The following is a 16151-nucleotide window of genomic DNA, read 5'->3' as shown; positions in this document are numbered from 1 at the left end:
TGAGGGCCGCGATGGCCCCCGAACGGGTCGGCTGGGCCGACCCCATTGGGGTTACTTACGGGAAAAATGCACGACTAGCTTGTCGCCGATCATTTGCAGTACCTGGACCAGAATGACCAGCAGCACCACGGTGACGATCATCACGTCGGTCTGGAAGCGTTGATAGCCGAAACGGATCGACAAGTCACCCAGGCCACCGGCCCCGACCACGCCGGCCATGGCGGTGTAGGACACCAAGGTGATGGCGGTCACGGTGATGGCGGCGATGATGCCCGGCATCGCTTCAGGCAGCACGGCCTTGAAGATGATCTGGCGGGTGGTGGCGCCCATCGACTGGGTCGCCTCGATGATGCCGCGGTCCACCTCACGCAGGGCGGTTTCCACCAGCCGCGCGAAGAACGGCGTGGTCCCCACCACCAGCGGCGGGATGGCACCGGCAACGCCCAGCGAGGTGCCGGTGATCAGCACCGTGATCGGGATCATCACGATCAGCAGGATGATGAACGGCACCGAACGCACGATGTTGACGATGGTCGCCAGCACGGCGTAGACCTTCTTGTGCTCGAACATCTGCCGTGGGCTGAACAGGAACAGCACGACACCCAGTGGCAGGCCCAGCAGGATGATGAAGGCCAGAGAGATGAACAGCATGACCATGGTGTCGTTGGTCGCCTGCCAGATCTCGACCCAGTCGACGTTGGCGAAATAGCTGAGGATGTCCATCAACGCAGTACCTCCATATGTACGTCAGCTGCAGTGAAGCGGGCGAATGCCGCCTCCATGTCTCCACCGATCAGGGCAAGGGTCAGCTGGCCATAGGGAATGTCCTTGATGCGGTCGATGCGCCCGGCAAGGATGCTGTAGTCCACGCCGGTTTCGCGGGCCACGGTGCCCAGCAGCGGCGCGTAGGTGGCGCAGCCCTGGAAGGTCAGGCGCACGATGCGCCCCGGCACATGGGCGAAATCGTCGCGTTGTTCGTTCTCGTCGACCTGCTCGTCTTCCTGGACGAAACGCTTGGTGGTGGCGTGCTGCGGGTGCAGGAACACGTCGGCCACCGGGCCCAGCTCGACGATCTGCCCGGCATCCATCACCGCCACGCGGTCGCAGACCCTGCGAATCACGTCCATCTCGTGGGTGATCAGCACGATGGTCAGCTTCAGCTCGCGGTTGATCTCGGCCAGCAATTGCAGGACCGAGGCCGTGGTCTGCGGGTCCAGGGCGCTGGTGGCCTCGTCGCACAGCAGGATCTTGGGGTTGGTGGACAGGGCGCGGGCGATGCCGACGCGCTGCTTCTGCCCACCCGACAGTTGCGCCGGGTACTTGCGGGCATGCTCGGAAAGGCCGACACGGGCCAGCAGCTCGGTGACGCGCTTGTCGATCTCGCCACGCGACAGCTCGCCCGCCAGCACCAGCGGCAGGGCGACATTGTCGGCGACGGTCTTGGAGGCCAGCAGGTTGAAGTGCTGGAAGATCATGCCGACCTGCTGGCGGAAGCGCCGCAGCTGGTTCGAGTCGAAGGCGGTGACGTCTTCACCGTCGACCACGATCTTGCCGCCGGACGGCTCCTCGAGGCGGTTGATAAGGCGCAGCATGGTGCTCTTGCCGGCACCGGAGTGGCCGATCAGGCCGAACACCTGGCCATCTTCGATGGTCAGGCTGGTCGGGTTCAGGGCCGGGATATCCCTACCGGCGACGCGGTAGGTCTTGTGGACATTTTGAAACTCGATCACTGAGCGAACCTTGTGGGGCGCATGGAATTTGGGTCAGCGGTTAGCCGGGGCGCGCATTTTAGCCTTTTCCCCTGCGTGTTCTTAGCATTTATTTCGTCACGCTCCAATCCAATCGGCATAACGCGATGGTCGGCAATCCGATTGAACGCATTCAAGGGCGGCCCAGTCACTACTTCAACTAGCCCGAATGGGCAGCCTGAAGACTGATGAGGAGAGCCGAAGATGCCCAGCAAGAAGCCCCTGGCGCCGCAGCCGAGCACGGTCGCCGGCACCGACACCCCGGACAAGGCCAACACCAACGCCAAACTGCAGAGCTTGGAAGCGTTTCGCAGTGACGCCAGCGGCCAGGCGTTGCGTACCAACCAGGGGGTGAAGATCGCCGACAACCAGAACAGCCTTAAGGCTGGAGCTCGCGGGCCTTCGCTGCTCGAAGACTTCATCATGCGCGAGAAGATCACCCACTTCGACCATGAGCGCATACCCGAGCGCATCGTCCATGCCCGCGGGACCGGCGCCCATGGCTACTTCCAGAGCTACGGCTGCCATGCCGAACTGACCAAGGCCGGTTTCCTGCAAGATCCCGAGAAAATCACCCCGGTGTTCGTGCGCTTTTCCACCGTGCAGGGTCCACGCGGGTCGGGCGACACGGTGCGCGACGTGCGCGGCTTTGCGGTGAAGTTCTACACCGATGAAGGCAACTTCGATCTGGTCGGCAACAACATGCCGGTGTTCTTCATCCAGGACGCGATCAAGTTCCCCGACTTCGTCCACGCGGTCAAACCCGAACCGCACAACGAGATGCCCACCGGTGGCTCTGCCCACGACACCTTCTGGGACTTCGTTTCGCTGGTGCCGGAATCCGCGCACATGGTCATGTGGGCGATGTCCGACCGGGCCATTCCGCGCAGCCTGCGCATGATGGAAGGCTTTGGCGTGCATACCTTCCGGTTGATCAATGCCCAAGGCGTGGCCAGCTTCGTCAAGTTCCACTGGAAGCCGCGCCAGGGCGTGCACTCTGTGCTGTGGGACGAAGCCCAGAAGCTTGCCGGCAAGGACACCGACTACCACCGCCGCGACCTGTGGGAAGCGATCGAGACCGGTCATTACCCGGAATGGGAGCTGGGCGTGCAGATTGTGCCGGAGGCCGACGAGCACAAGTTCGACTTCGACTTGCTCGACCCGACCAAGATCATTCCAGAGGAGCTGGTGCCGGTAACCCCGCTGGGCAAGATGGTCCTCGACCGCAACCCAGACAACTTCTTTGCCGAGGTGGAGCAGATCGCCTTCTGCCCCGGGCATATCGTGCCGGGCATCGATTTCAGCAACGATCCGTTATTGCAGGGCCGGCTGTTTTCTTACACCGATACCCAGATCAGCCGTCTGGGTGGGCCGAACTTCCATGAGATCCCGATCAACCGTCCTGTTGCGCCCAACCACAGCGGCCAGCGCGATGCGATGCATCGAATGACCATCGACAAGGGTCGGGCGTCCTACGAGCCCAACTCGATCGATGGCGGCTGGCCGAAGGAAACGCCCCCCGCCGCGCAGGATGGCGGTTTCGAAAGTTATCAAGAGCGCATCGACGCTCATAAGATCCGCCAGCGCAGCGAGTCGTTCGGCGATCATTTCTCCCAGGCGCGGCTTTTCTTCCAGAGCATGAGCCCCACCGAGCAGCAGCACATCATCAAGGCCTACAGCTTCGAGCTGGGCAAGGTGGAGCGCGAGACGATCCGGGCGCGGGAGGTGAACGAGATCCTGGCCAATATCGACCTCAAGCTGGCAGCTGCCGTGGCGGCCAACCTCGGCTTGCCCGCGCCGAAGGCCGGGACGGTTACGGTCAAGGCCAGCAAGCCGGCGCAATCCGAGGCACTGAGCCAGATGAATCACCCCGGTGACATCGGTATCAGTGGACGCAAGATTGCCATCCTGATGGCTGACGGCGTGGACGATACGAGCGTCGACAAGGTGGTCAAGGCGCTGGAAGCACAGCGTGCGCGTCCGATGCTGCTGGGGCCGACCTCGGCACCGGTCAAGACTGCCGGTGGCAAGCAGCTGCCGGTGGATGCGTCGATGGAGGGCATGCCGTCGGTGATGTTCGACGGCGTGTGGGTGCCGGCGGGCAAGGCTTCGCTGGAGGCGCTGGAAAACAGCGGCGTGGCCAAGCACTTCCTGCTCGAGGCTTACAAGCATCTCAAGCCCATGGGCGTAGCCAGTGAAGGCAAGCTGCTGCTGAACAAGCTGGGGCTCAAGGAGGATGCGGGGCTGCTACTGGGCGATGACCAGAAGGCGTTCGAGGCCTTCTTCAAGGCAGTCGAGGGGCACCGGGTGTGGGCGCGGGAGGCGGCTGCCGAAGCTATTCCTGCTTAATCGGGGGCTGCTCTGCAGCCTATCGCCGCGGTTCGTCCACGACAAGCCGGCTCCCACAGATTGTAGGCGTTCCCTGTGGGAGCCGGCTTGTCGGCGATGAGGCCCGGACAGGTTTATTGCTGATGGGGAATCAACACCACCTGCGCCGGCAATGAACGCTGGATCTCATGCTTCTGCTTCAGCTCGAATCCACTGTCGAGCTTGCGCACCCGCTTCTGCAGAAGGGTCTTGAGCCAAGGCGCATCCTCGGTGCGCGGCACCTGGAACACTACATCGCACTGATAACTCACCACGTCCGCCGCGATATCGTCCAGTTGGCGACGCATGGCGCGGCTATCGGTGGTTTTAAGTGCCACGACGGTGGTCGGCGCGGTGGGGTCGATCACCCGGGCCTTGGGCTTGGACTCGGCAGCCTTGAGCGCCGCTTCGGCCTTTTCCAGTTCGGCCTTGCGGGCCTGGGCCACGGCATCGCCGCCGGTCAGGGCCGGGGCTTGCGGCATCAGCGCGCGGGCGCGGGCCAATGCCGTGGCAGCGGCATTCACATCGCCCTTCTGCAGGACGATCTGGCTACGGCGCAGGTAGGCCTCGGCCAGCTGACGCTGATGCGGTTCGAGGCGGGCATCATCCGGCGCCTGGCCCTGCAAGGCGACCAGTTGATCCTCGGCGGTGGCCAGCTCGTTGCTGGCGATGCTTTGCTCGAGCTGCTGCCAGGCATCGGGCTGGGCAGGCGCCACCGGCTGTTCGGCCGGCTTGCTGGAGCAGGCAGCCAGGAACAGGGAAAACGCGGCAACAAGCAGATAACGTGAGGCGAACGGCTTCATTCCTGCGACTCTCTATTTGCGCAAAAAGCGAGCAAGTCTACACCCAGGTGCGTACGCTCGAAAACAGGTCTTCTCAGACTCGAAAGCTGCGAAAAGGTTGCAGGATGCGCCTGCGCGCACCCTGAAAATTCAGCGTTTCGGCAACGCCAGGCTCAGCAAGAATAGCACTGCCGCACAGACCACGATCGAAGGCCCGGCCGGGGTGTCCTTGAACCAGGACAGCGCCAGGCCCCCGCAGACCGCGGCAACCCCCAGCAGACTGGCGCCCAGGGCCATTTGCTCCGGTGAGCGGGCGTGACGCTGTGCCGCGGCGGCCGGGATGATCAGCAGCGAGGTGATCAGCAGCACACCGACGATCTTCATAGCCACCGCAATCACCACGGCGATCAGCAGCATCAGCGCCAGGCGCAGGCCGGTCACCGGCAAGCCTTCGACCATCGCCAGTTCCTCGTGCACGGTCACCGCCAACAAGGGGCGCCAGAACATCGCCAGCAGCATCAGCACCAAGGCGCTGCCACCGAGGATCCAGGCCAGGTCGGTTGGGCTGATCGCCAACAGGTCGCCGAACAGGTAGGCCATCAGGTCGATGCGCACATCGTGCATGAAGCTCAGCACCACCAGCCCCAGCGACAGCGTGCTGGGGGCGAGGATGCCGAGCAGGGTGTCCGAGGCCAGGGGCTGGCGCTGCTGCAGGGTCACCAGCAGGATCGCCAGCAGCAGGCAGCCAACGGTCACTGCCAGCGCCGGGCTGACATCCAGGGCGAAGCCCAGGGCCACGCCGAGCAGCGCGGCATGGGAAAGGGTGTCGCCGAAATAGGCCATGCGCCGCCACACCACGAACGAGCCCAGGGGGCCGGCGACCAGCGCCAGCGATACACCGGCAAGCAGGGCGTAGAGAAGAAAATCAGCCATGCTTGCAGTGCTCTCCGTGAACATGGGCGCCGGGGGCGATCACCGAACCGTGCAGGTCGTGGCTGTGATCGTGATGGTGGTGGTAGATGGCCAGGCTCGGGGCGTTCTGGCCGAATAGCTCGACGAAGGCCGGATCGTTGCTGACCTGCTCCGGGTGGCCCGAGCAGCACACGTGGCGGTTGAGGCAGACCACCTGGTCGGTGGCACTCATGACCAGGTGCAAGTCGTGGCTGACCATCAGCACGCCGCAGCCGTGGCGGTCGCGCAAGCGTGTGATCAGGTTATACAGCTCGGTCTGGCCAACCACATCGACACCCTGCACCGGTTCATCGAGTACCAGCAGCTCGGGCTCGCGCAGCAGCGCGCGGGCCAGCAGCACGCGCTGCATCTCGCCACCGGAGATGGTCTGGATCGGGCTGTCGATCACTTGCTCGGCGCCGACTTCCTGCAACGCCGCCAAGGCTGCCGCACGGTCTACACCGGGCACCAGGCGCAGGAAGCGCAGCACCGACAAGGGCAATGTGGCGTCTACCTGGATCTTCTGCGGCATATAGCCGATGCGCAGCCTGGGCTTGCGCCACACCTTGCCGCGATGCGGCTTGAGCAGACCCAGCACGGCGCGCACCAGGGTGGTCTTGCCGGCGCCGTTGGGACCGATCAGGGTAACGATCTGGCCCGGCGCCACCGCCAGGTCGATGCTGTCGAGCACCGCTTCGCCAGCGAAGCTGACGCCGACCTGCTCGAGGCGGATCAGGGCATCGCTCATGCCTTGCCCCGGCAGTTGCCGCACAGGCCGACCACTTCGACGGTTTGCGTCTCGACCGCGAAACCCACGGCATTGGCGCTGCTGACGATGGCGTCGCTGATGCTGTTCTGCTCCAGCTCGATGGCCACGTGACATTCGCGGCAGATGAGGAACTGTCCCTGGTGCGCGTGCTCGGGATGGCTGCAGCCGATAAAGGCATTGAGCGAGGCGATGCGGTGCACCAGGCCGTTTTCCAGAAGGAAGTCCAGGGCGCGATAGACGGTCGGTGGCGCAGCGCGGCGGCCGTCCTGTTCGCTGAGCACGGCGAGGATATCGTACGCGCCCAGCGGCTTGTGGCTCTGCCACACCAGCTCCAGCACGCGGCGGCGCAAGGCGGTCAGGCGCAGGCCCTGACGGTTGCACAGCGCGTCGGCCTCGGCCAGCGCACTGTGGACGCAATGGGAGTGATCGTGGGGACGGTGGGCCAGCGGCGTGATGGACATGGGCAGCGACGGTTCAGGATGGAGACGTTATTATGTTACCTGTTTCTGACGACCCGAGTATCCACCGTGTCCCGAATCCTTGCCCTCTTTGTCGCTTTCATCGCTTTTTCGGCGCACGCCGACGTGCGTGTGCTGACCAGCATCAAGCCCCTGCAGCAGATCGCCGCCGCCGTTCAGGACGGTGTCGGCAGCCCCGATGTGCTGCTGCCACCGGGCGCCTCCCCGCACAACTACGCACTGCGCCCCTCCGACGTGCGCAAGGTCGCCGATGCCGACCTGCTGTACTGGATCGGCCCGGACATGGAAGGTTTCCTGCCCCGCGTGCTGAAGAGCCGCGCCAAGCCGACCGTGGCCGTGCAGTCGCTGCCGGGCATGCAGTTGCGTCATTTCGGCGAGGACAGCCACTCCCATGATGAGGAAGACCACGACGACCATGACCACGACCACCGCCCGGGCAGTCTCGATGCACACCTGTGGCTGTCGTCGCTGAATGCCCGGGTGATCGCGACGAAGATGGCCGGCGACCTGGCAGCGGCCGACCCGGCCAATGCCCCGCGCTACCAGGCCAACCTCAAGCAGTTCGTCGAGCGCCTGGATGCCCTTGATGCGCGTATCAAGCAGCGTGTGGCGGGGATCGCCGGCAAGCCTTACTTCGTGTTTCACGAGGCGTTCGACTACTTCGAGGCCGCCTATGGCCTGAAGCACACCGGCGTGTTCAGCGTGGCCTCCGAGGTGCAGCCGGGCGCGCAGCACGTCGCCGCCATGCGCAAGCGCTTGCAGGCGGTGGGCAAGACCTGCGTGTTCAGCGAGCCGCCGCTGAGGCCGCGCCTGGCCGAGACGCTGACGGCCGGGTTGCCGGTGCGGTTGGCCGAGTTGGATGCGCTGGGTGGCGGCGACAAGGTGGATGACAAGGGCTATGAGCGCTTGCTGGAGAAGCTCGGTGGTGATTTGGCCGGGTGCCTGGAACAGCTCTGAGGCTGTAGGCGGGCCAGGTGGGAGCGGCGATGCCGCGACCCGACTTGCCTATCGCGGGGCAAGTCGGGTCGCGGCATCGCCGCTCCCACAAATGCCGCGATTGTCTATCAGAGCGCGAACGGCAGCTTCAGCGCCACCTGCTGGCGTTGCGCCAAACGCACTTCGAACTCGCTGGGGTCATGGATCATCACGTCCATCCCGGCGAACGCCTGCGCCGCGATCAGGCGCGACAGCCAGAAGCGCACGCAAGCCACCCGCAGCATCACCGGCCACAGCTCCGCTTCAGCGGCGGTGAACGGTCGCAGTGCCGCGTAGGCGCCCAGCAAGGCCTGGGCCCGCGGCAGGTCGATACCCCCCTGTTCGTCCAGGCACCAGTCGTTCACGGTGATGGCGATGTCATACAGCATTGGCCCGGAGCAGGCGTTGTAGAAGTCGATCAGCCCGGTCAGGTGAGTGCCTTCGAACATCACGTTGTCACGGAACAGGTCGGCGTGCAGGTTGGCCTTGGGCAGGGCGAGGATCTGCGGCTTGTGCGCGGTGATTTCCGCCAGCGCCGGTTGCAGCAGCGCGGTTTGCTCCTGGTTCAGGCTCGGCAGCAGTTCGGCGCCCGATTCCAGCATCCAGTCCAGGCCCCGGTCGGTGCGGCGCTCGATGATGCGCTCGCGGGTGGCCAAGTGAATGTGCGCCAGCAGCTCGCCGACCTGGGCACAGTGCTGGTTGTTCGGCAGCTTGATGTGCTTGCCCGACAGTCGCGGTTGCAGCAGCGCAGGCTTGCCGCACAGTTCGCGCAGGCCATGCCCTTCGCGGTCGCGCAGGGCATAGGGCACGGGCATGTCGGCATCGTGCAGCACGTCGAGCAGTTCGATGAAGAACGGCATGTCTTCAGCCGGCCCACGCTCGATCAGTGTGAGGACGAACTCCCCTTTTTCCAGGCTGACGAAGAAATTGCTGTTCTCGGTACCGGCGGCGATGCCCTGGAAGTCGAGCAGGCGGCCCAGCTCGTATGGCGCCAGAAAGGTTTCCAGCTCAGGCCGGGACACAGGGGTGAAGACTGACATGTTGAAGAATTGCCCATGCGGGCACTTCCGCCGGAAGTGCCTGGTTGATAAGAACGATACGCGTTACTAGCTCACCACTCGAAGATCTTCCAGGACGGAATCAGCATATCCGGCTGGTCGGAACGAATGAAATTGCCTTCGGAGCCATCGGCGCGTACCAGGAAATAAGGTTTGCCGTTCTTCGGCGTGATCTTGATCGCATACAGGAAGCCGTTTTGACGGTACTCCTGGATGGTCTTATCGCCTTCCGTGCGAATGGTTACATCGGGATCGGCCGATGGGGCTTCGTCCGCCGCCTGGGTGACGACTGGCATGGTGGCCAGCAGACCGAGCAGTAACAGGCGATTGAGTGTGCGCATGATAACCTAGTCCTTTTGTCGTCATTGATCCGGTTATTCTAGCGCCGGACCCGTCGAAAAGGTTGATTCTCCTCATGAGCCAAGCGCCCCTCGTCCTGGTGGACGGTTCGTCCTACCTCTACCGCGCCTTTCACGCGCTGCCGCCGCTGACCACCTCCAAAGGCATGCCCACCGGCGCGGTCAAGGGCGTGCTGAACATGCTCAAGAGCCTGCGCAAGCAGTATCCGGACAGCCTGTTCGCAGTGGTCTTCGATGCCAAGGGCGGGACCTTCCGCGATGCCATGTTCGCCGAGTACAAGGCCAACCGCCCGAGCATGCCCGACGACCTGCGGGTGCAGGTGGAACCGCTGCACGCCAGCGTCCGCGCCCTGGGCTACCCGCTGCTGTGCGTCGAAGGCGTGGAGGCCGACGACGTGATCGGCACCCTGGCGCGCAGCAGCGCCGCCGCCGGCCGCCCGGTGATCATCTCGACCGGCGACAAGGACATGGCCCAGCTGGTGGACGGCCACGTTACCCTCGTCAATACCATGACCGGGAGCGTGCTCGACGTCGCTGGCGTGCACGAGAAGTTTGGCGTAGGTCCCGAACACATCATCGATTTTCTCGCCCTGATGGGCGACAAGGTCGACAACATTCCCGGCGTGCCGGGCGTTGGCGAGAAGACCGCAGTCGGCTTGTTGACCGGTATCGGTGGTGGCCTGAGCGATGTGTACCAGAACCTGGACAAGGTGCCGGGCTTGGCCATTCGTGGCGCCAAGACCCTCGCCGCCAAGCTTGAAGAGCACCGCGACGCGGCCTTCCTCTCCTACGAGCTGGCCACCATCAAGTGCGATGTCGAGCTGGATATCGAGGTGGACGCCCTGGTCTGCGGCGAGCCGGACCGTGAAGCACTGCTGGCGCTGTACGCCGAGATGGAGTTCAAGAGCTGGGTTGCCGAAGTCCAGCGCAGCGCTCCCCAGGCCGGTGATGGCGTCGCTGCCGCCGAGGCTCCTGTGGGCGAGAAGGTCGAGCCAAAGTACGAAACCATCCTCGACCAGGCTCGCTTCGACGCCTGGCTGGAAAAGCTGCGTCAGGCGCCGCTGTTCGCCTTCGATACGGAAACCACTGGCCTGGATGCCCAGCAGGCACAGATCGTCGGCCTGTCGTTCGCCGTCGAGCCCCATGAAGCCGCCTATGTGCCCCTGACTCACGACTACGAAGGCGCTCCGGCCCAGCTGGACCGCGAGCGCGTGCTGCTGGCGCTCAAACCGCTGCTGGAGGATCCGGCCAAGGGCAAGATCGGCCAGAACGCCAAGTACGACATCAACATCCTGGCCAATGGCAGCCCGGCCATCCACATGCGCGGCGTGGCCTACGACACCATGCTCGAGTCCTACGTGCTCGACTCCACGGCCACCCGTCACGACATGGATAGCTTGGCGCAGAAGTACCTGGACCACACCACCATCGGCTTCGAGGATATCGCCGGCAAGGGCGCCAAGCAGCTGACCTTCAATCAGATCCCACTGGACAAGGCTGGCCCCTACGCCGCCGAGGATGCCGATATCACCCTGCGTCTGCACCATGCGCTGCAGGCGCGCCTGGCCCAGACGCCCAGCGTGCTGCCGGTGCTGATGGATATCGAGATGCCGCTGGTGCCGGTGCTGGCGAAGATCGAGCGCCAGGGCGCACTGGTCGACGCCAGTCTGCTCGGCGTGCAGAGTGGCGAGCTGGGGGCGAAGCTGGTCGAGCTGGAGCGTGAGGCGTATGCGCTGGCTGGCGAGGAATTCAACCTGGGCTCGCCCAAGCAGCTCGGCGCGATCCTCTACGACAAGCTGGGCATGCCGGTGCTGAGCAAGACCGCCAAGGGCCAGCCGTCCACCGCCGAGGCGGTCCTGGATGACCTGGCCGAACAGGGCTACCCGCTGCCCAAGGTGCTGATGCAGTACCGCAGCCTGAGCAAGCTAAAGAGCACCTACACCGACAAGCTGCCGGGGCAGATCAACCCGCGTACCGGCCGCATCCATACCTCGTACCAGCAAGCGGTGGCTGCCACCGGTCGCCTGTCGTCCAGCGACCCGAACCTGCAAAACATCCCGATCCGCACCGCCGAGGGCCGGCGCATTCGCCAGGCTTTCGTTGCCAGCCCCGGCTACAAATTGCTGGCGGCGGACTATTCGCAGATCGAGCTGCGCATCATGGCCCACCTGGCCAAGGACGAAGGGCTGCTGCACGCCTTCCGCAACGACCTGGACGTGCACCGCGCCACCGCTGCAGAGGTATTCGGCGTCGCTCTCGAGGACGTCACCACCGACCAGCGCCGCAGCGCCAAGGCGATCAACTTTGGGCTGATCTATGGCATGAGCGCTTTCGGTCTGGCCAAGCAGATCGGCGTCGATCGCAAGCAATCGCAGGACTACATCGACCGTTATTTCGCCCGTTACCCAGGCGTGCTGGCCTATATGGAGCGCACCCGCGCCCAGGCCGCTGAAAAGGGCTTCGTCGAGACCCTGTTCGGGCGTCGTCTGTACCTGCCGGACATCAACGCCAAGAACCCGGCCTTGCGCAAAGGCGCCGAGCGCACCGCGATCAACGCGCCGATGCAGGGCACTGCGGCGGACATCATCAAGCGCGCCATGGTGGCGGTGGACAACTGGCTGGCCGAGAGCGGGCTGGATGCGCGGGTGATCCTGCAGGTGCACGACGAACTGGTGCTCGAGGTGCGCGAAGACCTGGTCGAACAGGTGAAAGCCGAGATTCGGGTCCACATGAGCGGCGCGGCGCAACTGGACGTGCCGTTGCTGGTGGAAGCGGGCGTTGGCTCGAATTGGGACGAAGCTCACTAAACGCCGTGTGAAAGCTGTGTAGGATCTGCGGCGTAGTGTCGCGGATCCGGTGCAGGCCTCGGGCTTTAGATCGAGAGTTTCATGAAACTATCGCAAATAGTTTCCAGGGGCTCGGAACTAAACCGGTGAACCGCCACTCAGAGGTACTGAATGGCTGGTGAAGCCTTTCGATGCTCCTATGTTGTGTTAAGTGTTGGCAGATATCTGGACCCCGCCCTAGCGGTCCGGACTTGGACCCCGAACTTCCCCCTCCCCATACGAAGTCCGGGGTTTTTTTTGCCCGGAATTCGGCGTCATGCCTGCCTGGGCTGGTGGGCGCGGGTTGGCCCTGCGACAGGGCCATCGCGGGGCAAGCCCGCTACCACGAAAGCCTCACTCGACCTCAGACAGCCGGCTTGTCTTCCAGCTCCATCCAGTCCGCCAGCACGCGATAGGCCTCTTCCAGGCCCAGGCGCTTGGGCGCCGAGAACAGCTGGATGGTCGCGGTGTCGCCCCAGCCCTTGCGAATCTCCGACTGCACCTTGAGCAAGGTGTTCTTGCCCGCGCCGTGGGTCAGCTTGTCGGCCTTGGTCAGCAGGATGTGCATCGGCATGCCGCTGGCCTTGGCCCAGTCGAGCATCATCTTGTCGAAGTCGGTCATCGGATGGCGGGTGTCCATCATCAGGATGATCCCGCGCAGGCACTCGCGGCTGCCCAGGTAGGCCTCCAGGTGTTTCTGCCAGTGCTGCTTGAGCGGAATCGGCACTTTTGCATAACCGTAGCCCGGCAGGTCGACCAAACGCCGTTCATCGTCCAGACTGAAGAAATTCAGCAGCTGGGTGCGGCCGGGGGTCTTCGAGGTACGCGCCAGGCTGGCGTGGGTCAGGGTGTTGAGGGCGCTGGATTTACCGGCGTTGGAACGGCCGGCGAAAGCCACCTCGTAACCCTGGTCTTCGGGGCATTGTTCGACCTTGGCGGCGCTGAGGGCGAATTTGGCTTTCTGGCAGAGGCCGAGGATGGGGTTCTTGACTTGCATGGGATTTCCGATGTGGGTGTTGCCCAGCGCTGGAGGCGTAGGACCAGGCCTGGCAAGCGGTGTCGTTTCCGTTTGGCTGGCGGAAGTATATAATGCCCCAGTTTTTGTGTGCTCATTCGCCCAGCGAAGGCAATTGAGCATGGGGTGTCGAACAATAGCTCGCGCAACAGAACGCAGCGCGGCCCCCAACCCTGTCAGGTCGTTCCGCATGGCGAAATGGCTGCTTGCTGTCGGTATGTTCCTGCCGTTTTTCAGCGCACAGGCTACACAGGATCCCGAGGCGTTGTACAACCGCACGTGCGCGGCCTGTCACGCCGGACAACTGCCCCAGGCACCCAGAAGCGGTGACCGGGCGGCCTGGGAGCCAAGACTGGCGCAAGGCATGGCGCAACTGGTGGTGCATGTTACACAGGGTTTCAAGGCTATGCCGCCGCGTGGATTGTGCATGGACTGCAGTGCCGAGGACTACCGTTTGGTCATCCTTTGGATGAGCGGCAGTCCCGATACATAACATTTCACCCTTAGCCGTGTTGGATTAGCTGATGAACAAACTAGTCGTGAGTCTGCTGTTGACCATGGGGGTCGCAGGTGCGGCAACTGCTGCAGGACCCATCAAAGGCGATGCCGCCGCCGGCCAGGCCAAGACAGCTGTCTGTGGGGCCTGTCACAACCCGGACGGCAACAGCCTGGCACCGAACTTCCCGAAACTCGCCGGCCAAGGTGAGCCCTACCTGAACAAGCAGCTGCACGACATCAAGGACGGCAAGCGTACCGTGCTTGAGATGACCGGCATGCTGGCCAATTTCAACGACCAGGACCTGGCCGACATCGCCGCTTACTTCGCCAGCCAGAAAGGCAGCGTAGGTGCCGCCGATCCGAAGCTCGTCGAGCATGGTCGTGCCTTGTTCAACGGCGGCAACCTGGAGAAAGGCATGCCGGCCTGCACCGGTTGTCACTCCCCCAATGGTGCAGGCATCGCCCTGGCGAAGTTCCCGCACCTCAGCGGCCAGCACGCGCAGTACGTCAGCAAGCAGCTGACCGACTTCCGCGAAGGCAACCGCACCAACGACGGCGACGCCATGACCATGCGCACCATCGCCGGCAAGCTCAGCAACAAGGACATCGAAGCGCTGTCCAGCTACATCCAGGGCCTGCACTGAATTACGCGTTAACACTCGGTTAATGCTTCAGCGCTAAAGATGAAAAGGGCAGCCCACGCTGCCCTTTTTTCTGTCCGTAGCCGTTACACTACAGAACTCGAGCCCTTCCCGACCTGTCCTACACAGGTCGCGTCGAGGCGACCAAAGACTGCTCAGGAGTAAAGCATGCGTAAACTGATTCTCAGCGCCGCGCTGGTCGCCGCCAGCGTGTTCGGTATGGCCGCCGTACAGGCTGCGGAGCCTGCAACCGCTGGTAAGGAATATATCGAGCTGAGCAACCCCGTTCAGGTGTCGGTGCCTGGCAAGATCGAAGTCGTCGAGCTGTTCTGGTACGGCTGCCCGCACTGCTACCACTTCGAACCGGTCATAAACCCCTGGGCTGAAAAACTGCCGAAGGACGTCAACTTCAAACGCATCCCGGCCATGTTCGGCGGCCCATGGGATGCCCATGGCCAGATGTTCCTGACCCTCGAAGCCATGGGCGTGGAGCACAAGGTTCACGCCGCGGTATTCGACGCCATCCAGAATCAGCGCAAGCGCCTGACTGACCCGAACGACATGGCCGACTTCCTGGCCACTCAGGGCGTGGACAAGGACAAGTTCCTGGCCACCTTCAACTCCTTCGCCATCAAGGGCCAGGTCAACCAGGCCAAGGAACTGGCCAAGAAGTACGAAATCACCGGCGTTCCGAGCATGGTCGTCAACGGCAAGTATCGCTTCGACCTGGGCACTGCCGGTGGTCCGGAAGGCGTGCTGAACGTCGCCGACCAGCTGATCGCCAAGGAGCGCGCCGCTAAGTAAGCGGCGAATGCCATGGGCCGCTTTCGCTCAACCCGAAGCGTCGGCCTGCACCAGCCGCAGGTCAACGAACATCACCTGCAGGCCAGCGGCCTGCCGGCCGATGGTCGCCTGCGGCTGCTCAGTTTCAATATCCAGGTCGGTATCAGTACCGAGCGCTACCGCCACTACGTGACCCGCAGTTGGCAACACCTGCTGCCGCACAACGGGCGCGCCGGTAACCTGCAGAAGATCGGTGACCTGCTCAACGACTTCGACCTGGTGGCCTTGCAGGAAGCCGACGGCGGCAGCCTGCGCTCCGGCTTCGTCAACCAGGTGGAGCATCTCGCCCAACTGGGGGCCTTCCCCTATTGGTACCAGCAGCTCAACCGCAATCTGGGGCGTTTCGCCCAGCACAGCAACGGCGTGCTCAGCCGTCTGAAGCCCCAGCACCTGGAAGACCATCCCCTGCCTGGCCCGTCTGGGCGAGGGGCGATCCTCGTGCGTTTCGGCGAAGGTGCCGACGCCCTGATCGTGGTGATGATGCACCTGGCGCTCGGCTCCAAGACGCGCGCCCGGCAGCTGGCCTACATCCGCGAGCTGATCGGCGGCTATCGTCACCAGATCCTCATGGGTGACATGAACACCCACGCCAACGACCTGCTCGATCATTCGCCCTTGCGTGATCTAGGTCTCATCGCGCCCCAGGTCGAGGCCACTTTTCCCAGCTGGCGCCCCCAACGCTGTCTTGACCACATCCTGCTCAGCCCGAGTCTTACACTGGAGCGCGTCGAGGTGCTGGCACAGCCAATTTCCGATCACCTGCCCGTCGCCGTCGAGATCCGATTGCCTGACGCCCTGACTGTGGATACCCTGCCGGTCCTGAGTTAGTCCTGCCTGGGCG

16 protein-coding genes are annotated in these 16151 nt (G+C 63.7%); 7 read left to right on the top strand and 9 right to left on the bottom strand.

Annotated elements, in window-relative coordinates; translation table 11 throughout:
• Positions 1 to 51: 51 nt before the first annotated feature.
• Positions 52 to 723 carry a methionine ABC transporter permease gene (locus BMY03_RS08335; RefSeq protein WP_023632566.1) on the bottom strand — a complete coding sequence of 224 codons (672 nt, stop codon included), beginning with the start codon at positions 721 to 723 and terminating at the stop codon, positions 52 to 54.
• Positions 723 to 1730, bottom strand: a complete 1008-nt coding sequence (locus tag BMY03_RS08330) for a methionine ABC transporter ATP-binding protein (protein WP_094010796.1) — start codon at positions 1728 to 1730, stop codon at positions 723 to 725. The genes BMY03_RS08335 and BMY03_RS08330 overlap by 1 nt, the downstream gene beginning before the upstream one ends.
• A 222-nt stretch (positions 1731 to 1952) precedes the next feature.
• On the opposite strand from BMY03_RS08330, the gene katE reads away from it, so the two are divergent.
• Positions 1953 to 4097 carry a catalase HPII gene (gene katE / locus BMY03_RS08325; protein ID WP_094010795.1) on the top strand — a complete coding sequence of 715 codons (2145 nt, stop codon included), beginning with the start codon at positions 1953 to 1955 and terminating at the stop codon, positions 4095 to 4097.
• 113 nt (positions 4098 to 4210) lie between these two features.
• Here the strand turns inward: katE and BMY03_RS08320 are convergent, their stop codons facing one another.
• The 4 genes from BMY03_RS08320 to zur all read right to left on the bottom strand — a co-directional run bounded on the left by BMY03_RS08320 (position 4211) and on the right by zur (position 7078).
• Positions 4211 to 4918: a PA5502 family lipoprotein gene (locus BMY03_RS08320; RefSeq protein ID WP_094010794.1), complete on the bottom strand. Its 708-nt coding sequence runs from the start codon at positions 4916 to 4918 to the stop codon at positions 4211 to 4213.
• Between the two features lie 129 nt (positions 4919 to 5047).
• Positions 5048 to 5830, bottom strand: a complete 783-nt coding sequence (gene znuB, locus BMY03_RS08315) for a zinc ABC transporter permease subunit ZnuB (protein ID WP_094010793.1) — start codon at positions 5828 to 5830, stop codon at positions 5048 to 5050.
• Positions 5823 to 6596: a zinc ABC transporter ATP-binding protein ZnuC gene (znuC, locus tag BMY03_RS08310; RefSeq protein WP_023633007.1), complete on the bottom strand. Its 774-nt coding sequence runs from the start codon at positions 6594 to 6596 to the stop codon at positions 5823 to 5825. Before znuC ends, znuB begins: the two co-directional genes overlap by 8 nt.
• Entirely contained in the window at positions 6593 to 7078 is a 486-nt protein-coding gene (gene zur, locus BMY03_RS08305; RefSeq protein ID WP_046853615.1) for a zinc uptake transcriptional repressor Zur, read from the bottom strand. The genes znuC and zur overlap by 4 nt, the downstream gene beginning before the upstream one ends.
• An 18-nt stretch (positions 7079 to 7096) precedes the next feature.
• Between zur and BMY03_RS08300 the strand changes: the two genes are divergently transcribed.
• Positions 7097 to 8053 (top strand): zinc ABC transporter substrate-binding protein, encoded by a 957-nt coding sequence (locus BMY03_RS08300; protein ID WP_094010792.1) that lies wholly within the window; start codon positions 7097 to 7099, stop codon positions 8051 to 8053.
• Positions 8054 to 8160: 107 nt separating this feature from the next.
• Here BMY03_RS08300 and BMY03_RS08295 read toward each other — a convergent pair whose 3' ends face one another.
• Entirely contained in the window at positions 8161 to 9111 is a 951-nt protein-coding gene (locus BMY03_RS08295) for a homoserine kinase (RefSeq protein WP_023629406.1), read from the bottom strand.
• 71 nt (positions 9112 to 9182) lie between these two features.
• Positions 9183 to 9470 carry a DUF2782 domain-containing protein gene (locus tag BMY03_RS08290; protein ID WP_023629405.1) on the bottom strand — a complete coding sequence of 96 codons (288 nt, stop codon included), beginning with the start codon at positions 9468 to 9470 and terminating at the stop codon, positions 9183 to 9185.
• 74 nt (positions 9471 to 9544) lie between these two features.
• Between BMY03_RS08290 and polA the strand changes: the two genes are divergently transcribed.
• Positions 9545 to 12295, top strand: a complete 2751-nt coding sequence (gene polA / locus BMY03_RS08285; RefSeq protein ID WP_094010791.1) for a DNA polymerase I — start codon at positions 9545 to 9547, stop codon at positions 12293 to 12295.
• 382 nt (positions 12296 to 12677) lie between these two features.
• Here the strand turns inward: polA and yihA are convergent, their stop codons facing one another.
• Positions 12678 to 13310 (bottom strand): ribosome biogenesis GTP-binding protein YihA/YsxC, encoded by a 633-nt coding sequence (gene yihA, locus BMY03_RS08280; protein WP_023629403.1) that lies wholly within the window; start codon positions 13308 to 13310, stop codon positions 12678 to 12680.
• Positions 13311 to 13518: 208 nt separating this feature from the next.
• Here yihA and BMY03_RS08275 point away from each other — a divergent pair, with 208 nt between their 5' ends.
• The 4 genes from BMY03_RS08275 to BMY03_RS08260 all read left to right on the top strand — a co-directional run bounded on the left by BMY03_RS08275 (position 13519) and on the right by BMY03_RS08260 (position 16138).
• The gene (locus BMY03_RS08275) at positions 13519 to 13821 is read left to right on the top strand and encodes a c-type cytochrome (protein ID WP_031314666.1); all 303 of its coding nucleotides are present in this window, start codon (positions 13519 to 13521) and stop codon (positions 13819 to 13821) included.
• 31 nt (positions 13822 to 13852) lie between these two features.
• Positions 13853 to 14470 (top strand): c-type cytochrome, encoded by a 618-nt coding sequence (locus BMY03_RS08270; RefSeq protein WP_023629401.1) that lies wholly within the window; start codon positions 13853 to 13855, stop codon positions 14468 to 14470.
• 165 nt (positions 14471 to 14635) lie between these two features.
• Positions 14636 to 15271, top strand: coding sequence for a thiol:disulfide interchange protein DsbA (gene dsbA / locus BMY03_RS08265; protein WP_023629400.1), 636 nt, complete (start codon positions 14636 to 14638; stop codon positions 15269 to 15271).
• A gap of 12 nt (positions 15272 to 15283) precedes the next feature.
• Positions 15284 to 16138: an endonuclease/exonuclease/phosphatase family protein gene (locus tag BMY03_RS08260; RefSeq protein WP_023629399.1), complete on the top strand. Its 855-nt coding sequence runs from the start codon at positions 15284 to 15286 to the stop codon at positions 16136 to 16138.
• The last annotated feature ends 13 nt before the right edge of the window (positions 16139 to 16151 follow it).

Source organism: Pseudomonas soli (assembly GCF_900110655.1).
GTDB classification, from domain to species: Bacteria; Pseudomonadota; Gammaproteobacteria; order Pseudomonadales; family Pseudomonadaceae; genus Aquipseudomonas; species Aquipseudomonas soli.
This window is presented reverse-complemented; position numbering and strand designations above follow the sequence as displayed.

What these genes read in the sequence shown, in the direction of transcription:
- BMY03_RS08335 (WP_023632566.1), bottom strand. Translation starts at nt 723, where the DNA reads ATGGACATCCTCAGCTATTTCGCCAACGTCGACTGGGTCGAGATCTGG.
- katE (WP_094010795.1), top strand. Translation starts at nt 1,953, where the DNA reads ATGCCCAGCAAGAAGCCCCTGGCGCCGCAGCCGAGCACGGTCGCCGGC.
- BMY03_RS08320 (WP_094010794.1), bottom strand. Translation starts at nt 4,918, where the DNA reads ATGAAGCCGTTCGCCTCACGTTATCTGCTTGTTGCCGCGTTTTCCCTG.
- znuB (WP_094010793.1), bottom strand. Translation starts at nt 5,830, where the DNA reads ATGGCTGATTTTCTTCTCTACGCCCTGCTTGCCGGTGTATCGCTGGCG.
- znuC (WP_023633007.1), bottom strand. Translation starts at nt 6,596, where the DNA reads ATGAGCGATGCCCTGATCCGCCTCGAGCAGGTCGGCGTCAGCTTCGCT.
- zur (WP_046853615.1), bottom strand. Translation starts at nt 7,078, where the DNA reads ATGTCCATCACGCCGCTGGCCCACCGTCCCCACGATCACTCCCATTGC.
- BMY03_RS08300 (WP_094010792.1), top strand. Translation starts at nt 7,097, where the DNA reads ATGGAGACGTTATTATGTTACCTGTTTCTGACGACCCGAGTATCCACC.
- BMY03_RS08295 (WP_023629406.1), bottom strand. Translation starts at nt 9,111, where the DNA reads ATGTCAGTCTTCACCCCTGTGTCCCGGCCTGAGCTGGAAACCTTTCTG.
- BMY03_RS08290 (WP_023629405.1), bottom strand. Translation starts at nt 9,470, where the DNA reads ATGCGCACACTCAATCGCCTGTTACTGCTCGGTCTGCTGGCCACCATG.
- polA (WP_094010791.1), top strand. Translation starts at nt 9,545, where the DNA reads ATGAGCCAAGCGCCCCTCGTCCTGGTGGACGGTTCGTCCTACCTCTAC.
- yihA (WP_023629403.1), bottom strand. Translation starts at nt 13,310, where the DNA reads ATGCAAGTCAAGAACCCCATCCTCGGCCTCTGCCAGAAAGCCAAATTC.
- BMY03_RS08275 (WP_031314666.1), top strand. Translation starts at nt 13,519, where the DNA reads ATGGCGAAATGGCTGCTTGCTGTCGGTATGTTCCTGCCGTTTTTCAGC.
- BMY03_RS08270 (WP_023629401.1), top strand. Translation starts at nt 13,853, where the DNA reads ATGAACAAACTAGTCGTGAGTCTGCTGTTGACCATGGGGGTCGCAGGT.
- dsbA (WP_023629400.1), top strand. Translation starts at nt 14,636, where the DNA reads ATGCGTAAACTGATTCTCAGCGCCGCGCTGGTCGCCGCCAGCGTGTTC.
- BMY03_RS08260 (WP_023629399.1), top strand. Translation starts at nt 15,284, where the DNA reads ATGGGCCGCTTTCGCTCAACCCGAAGCGTCGGCCTGCACCAGCCGCAG.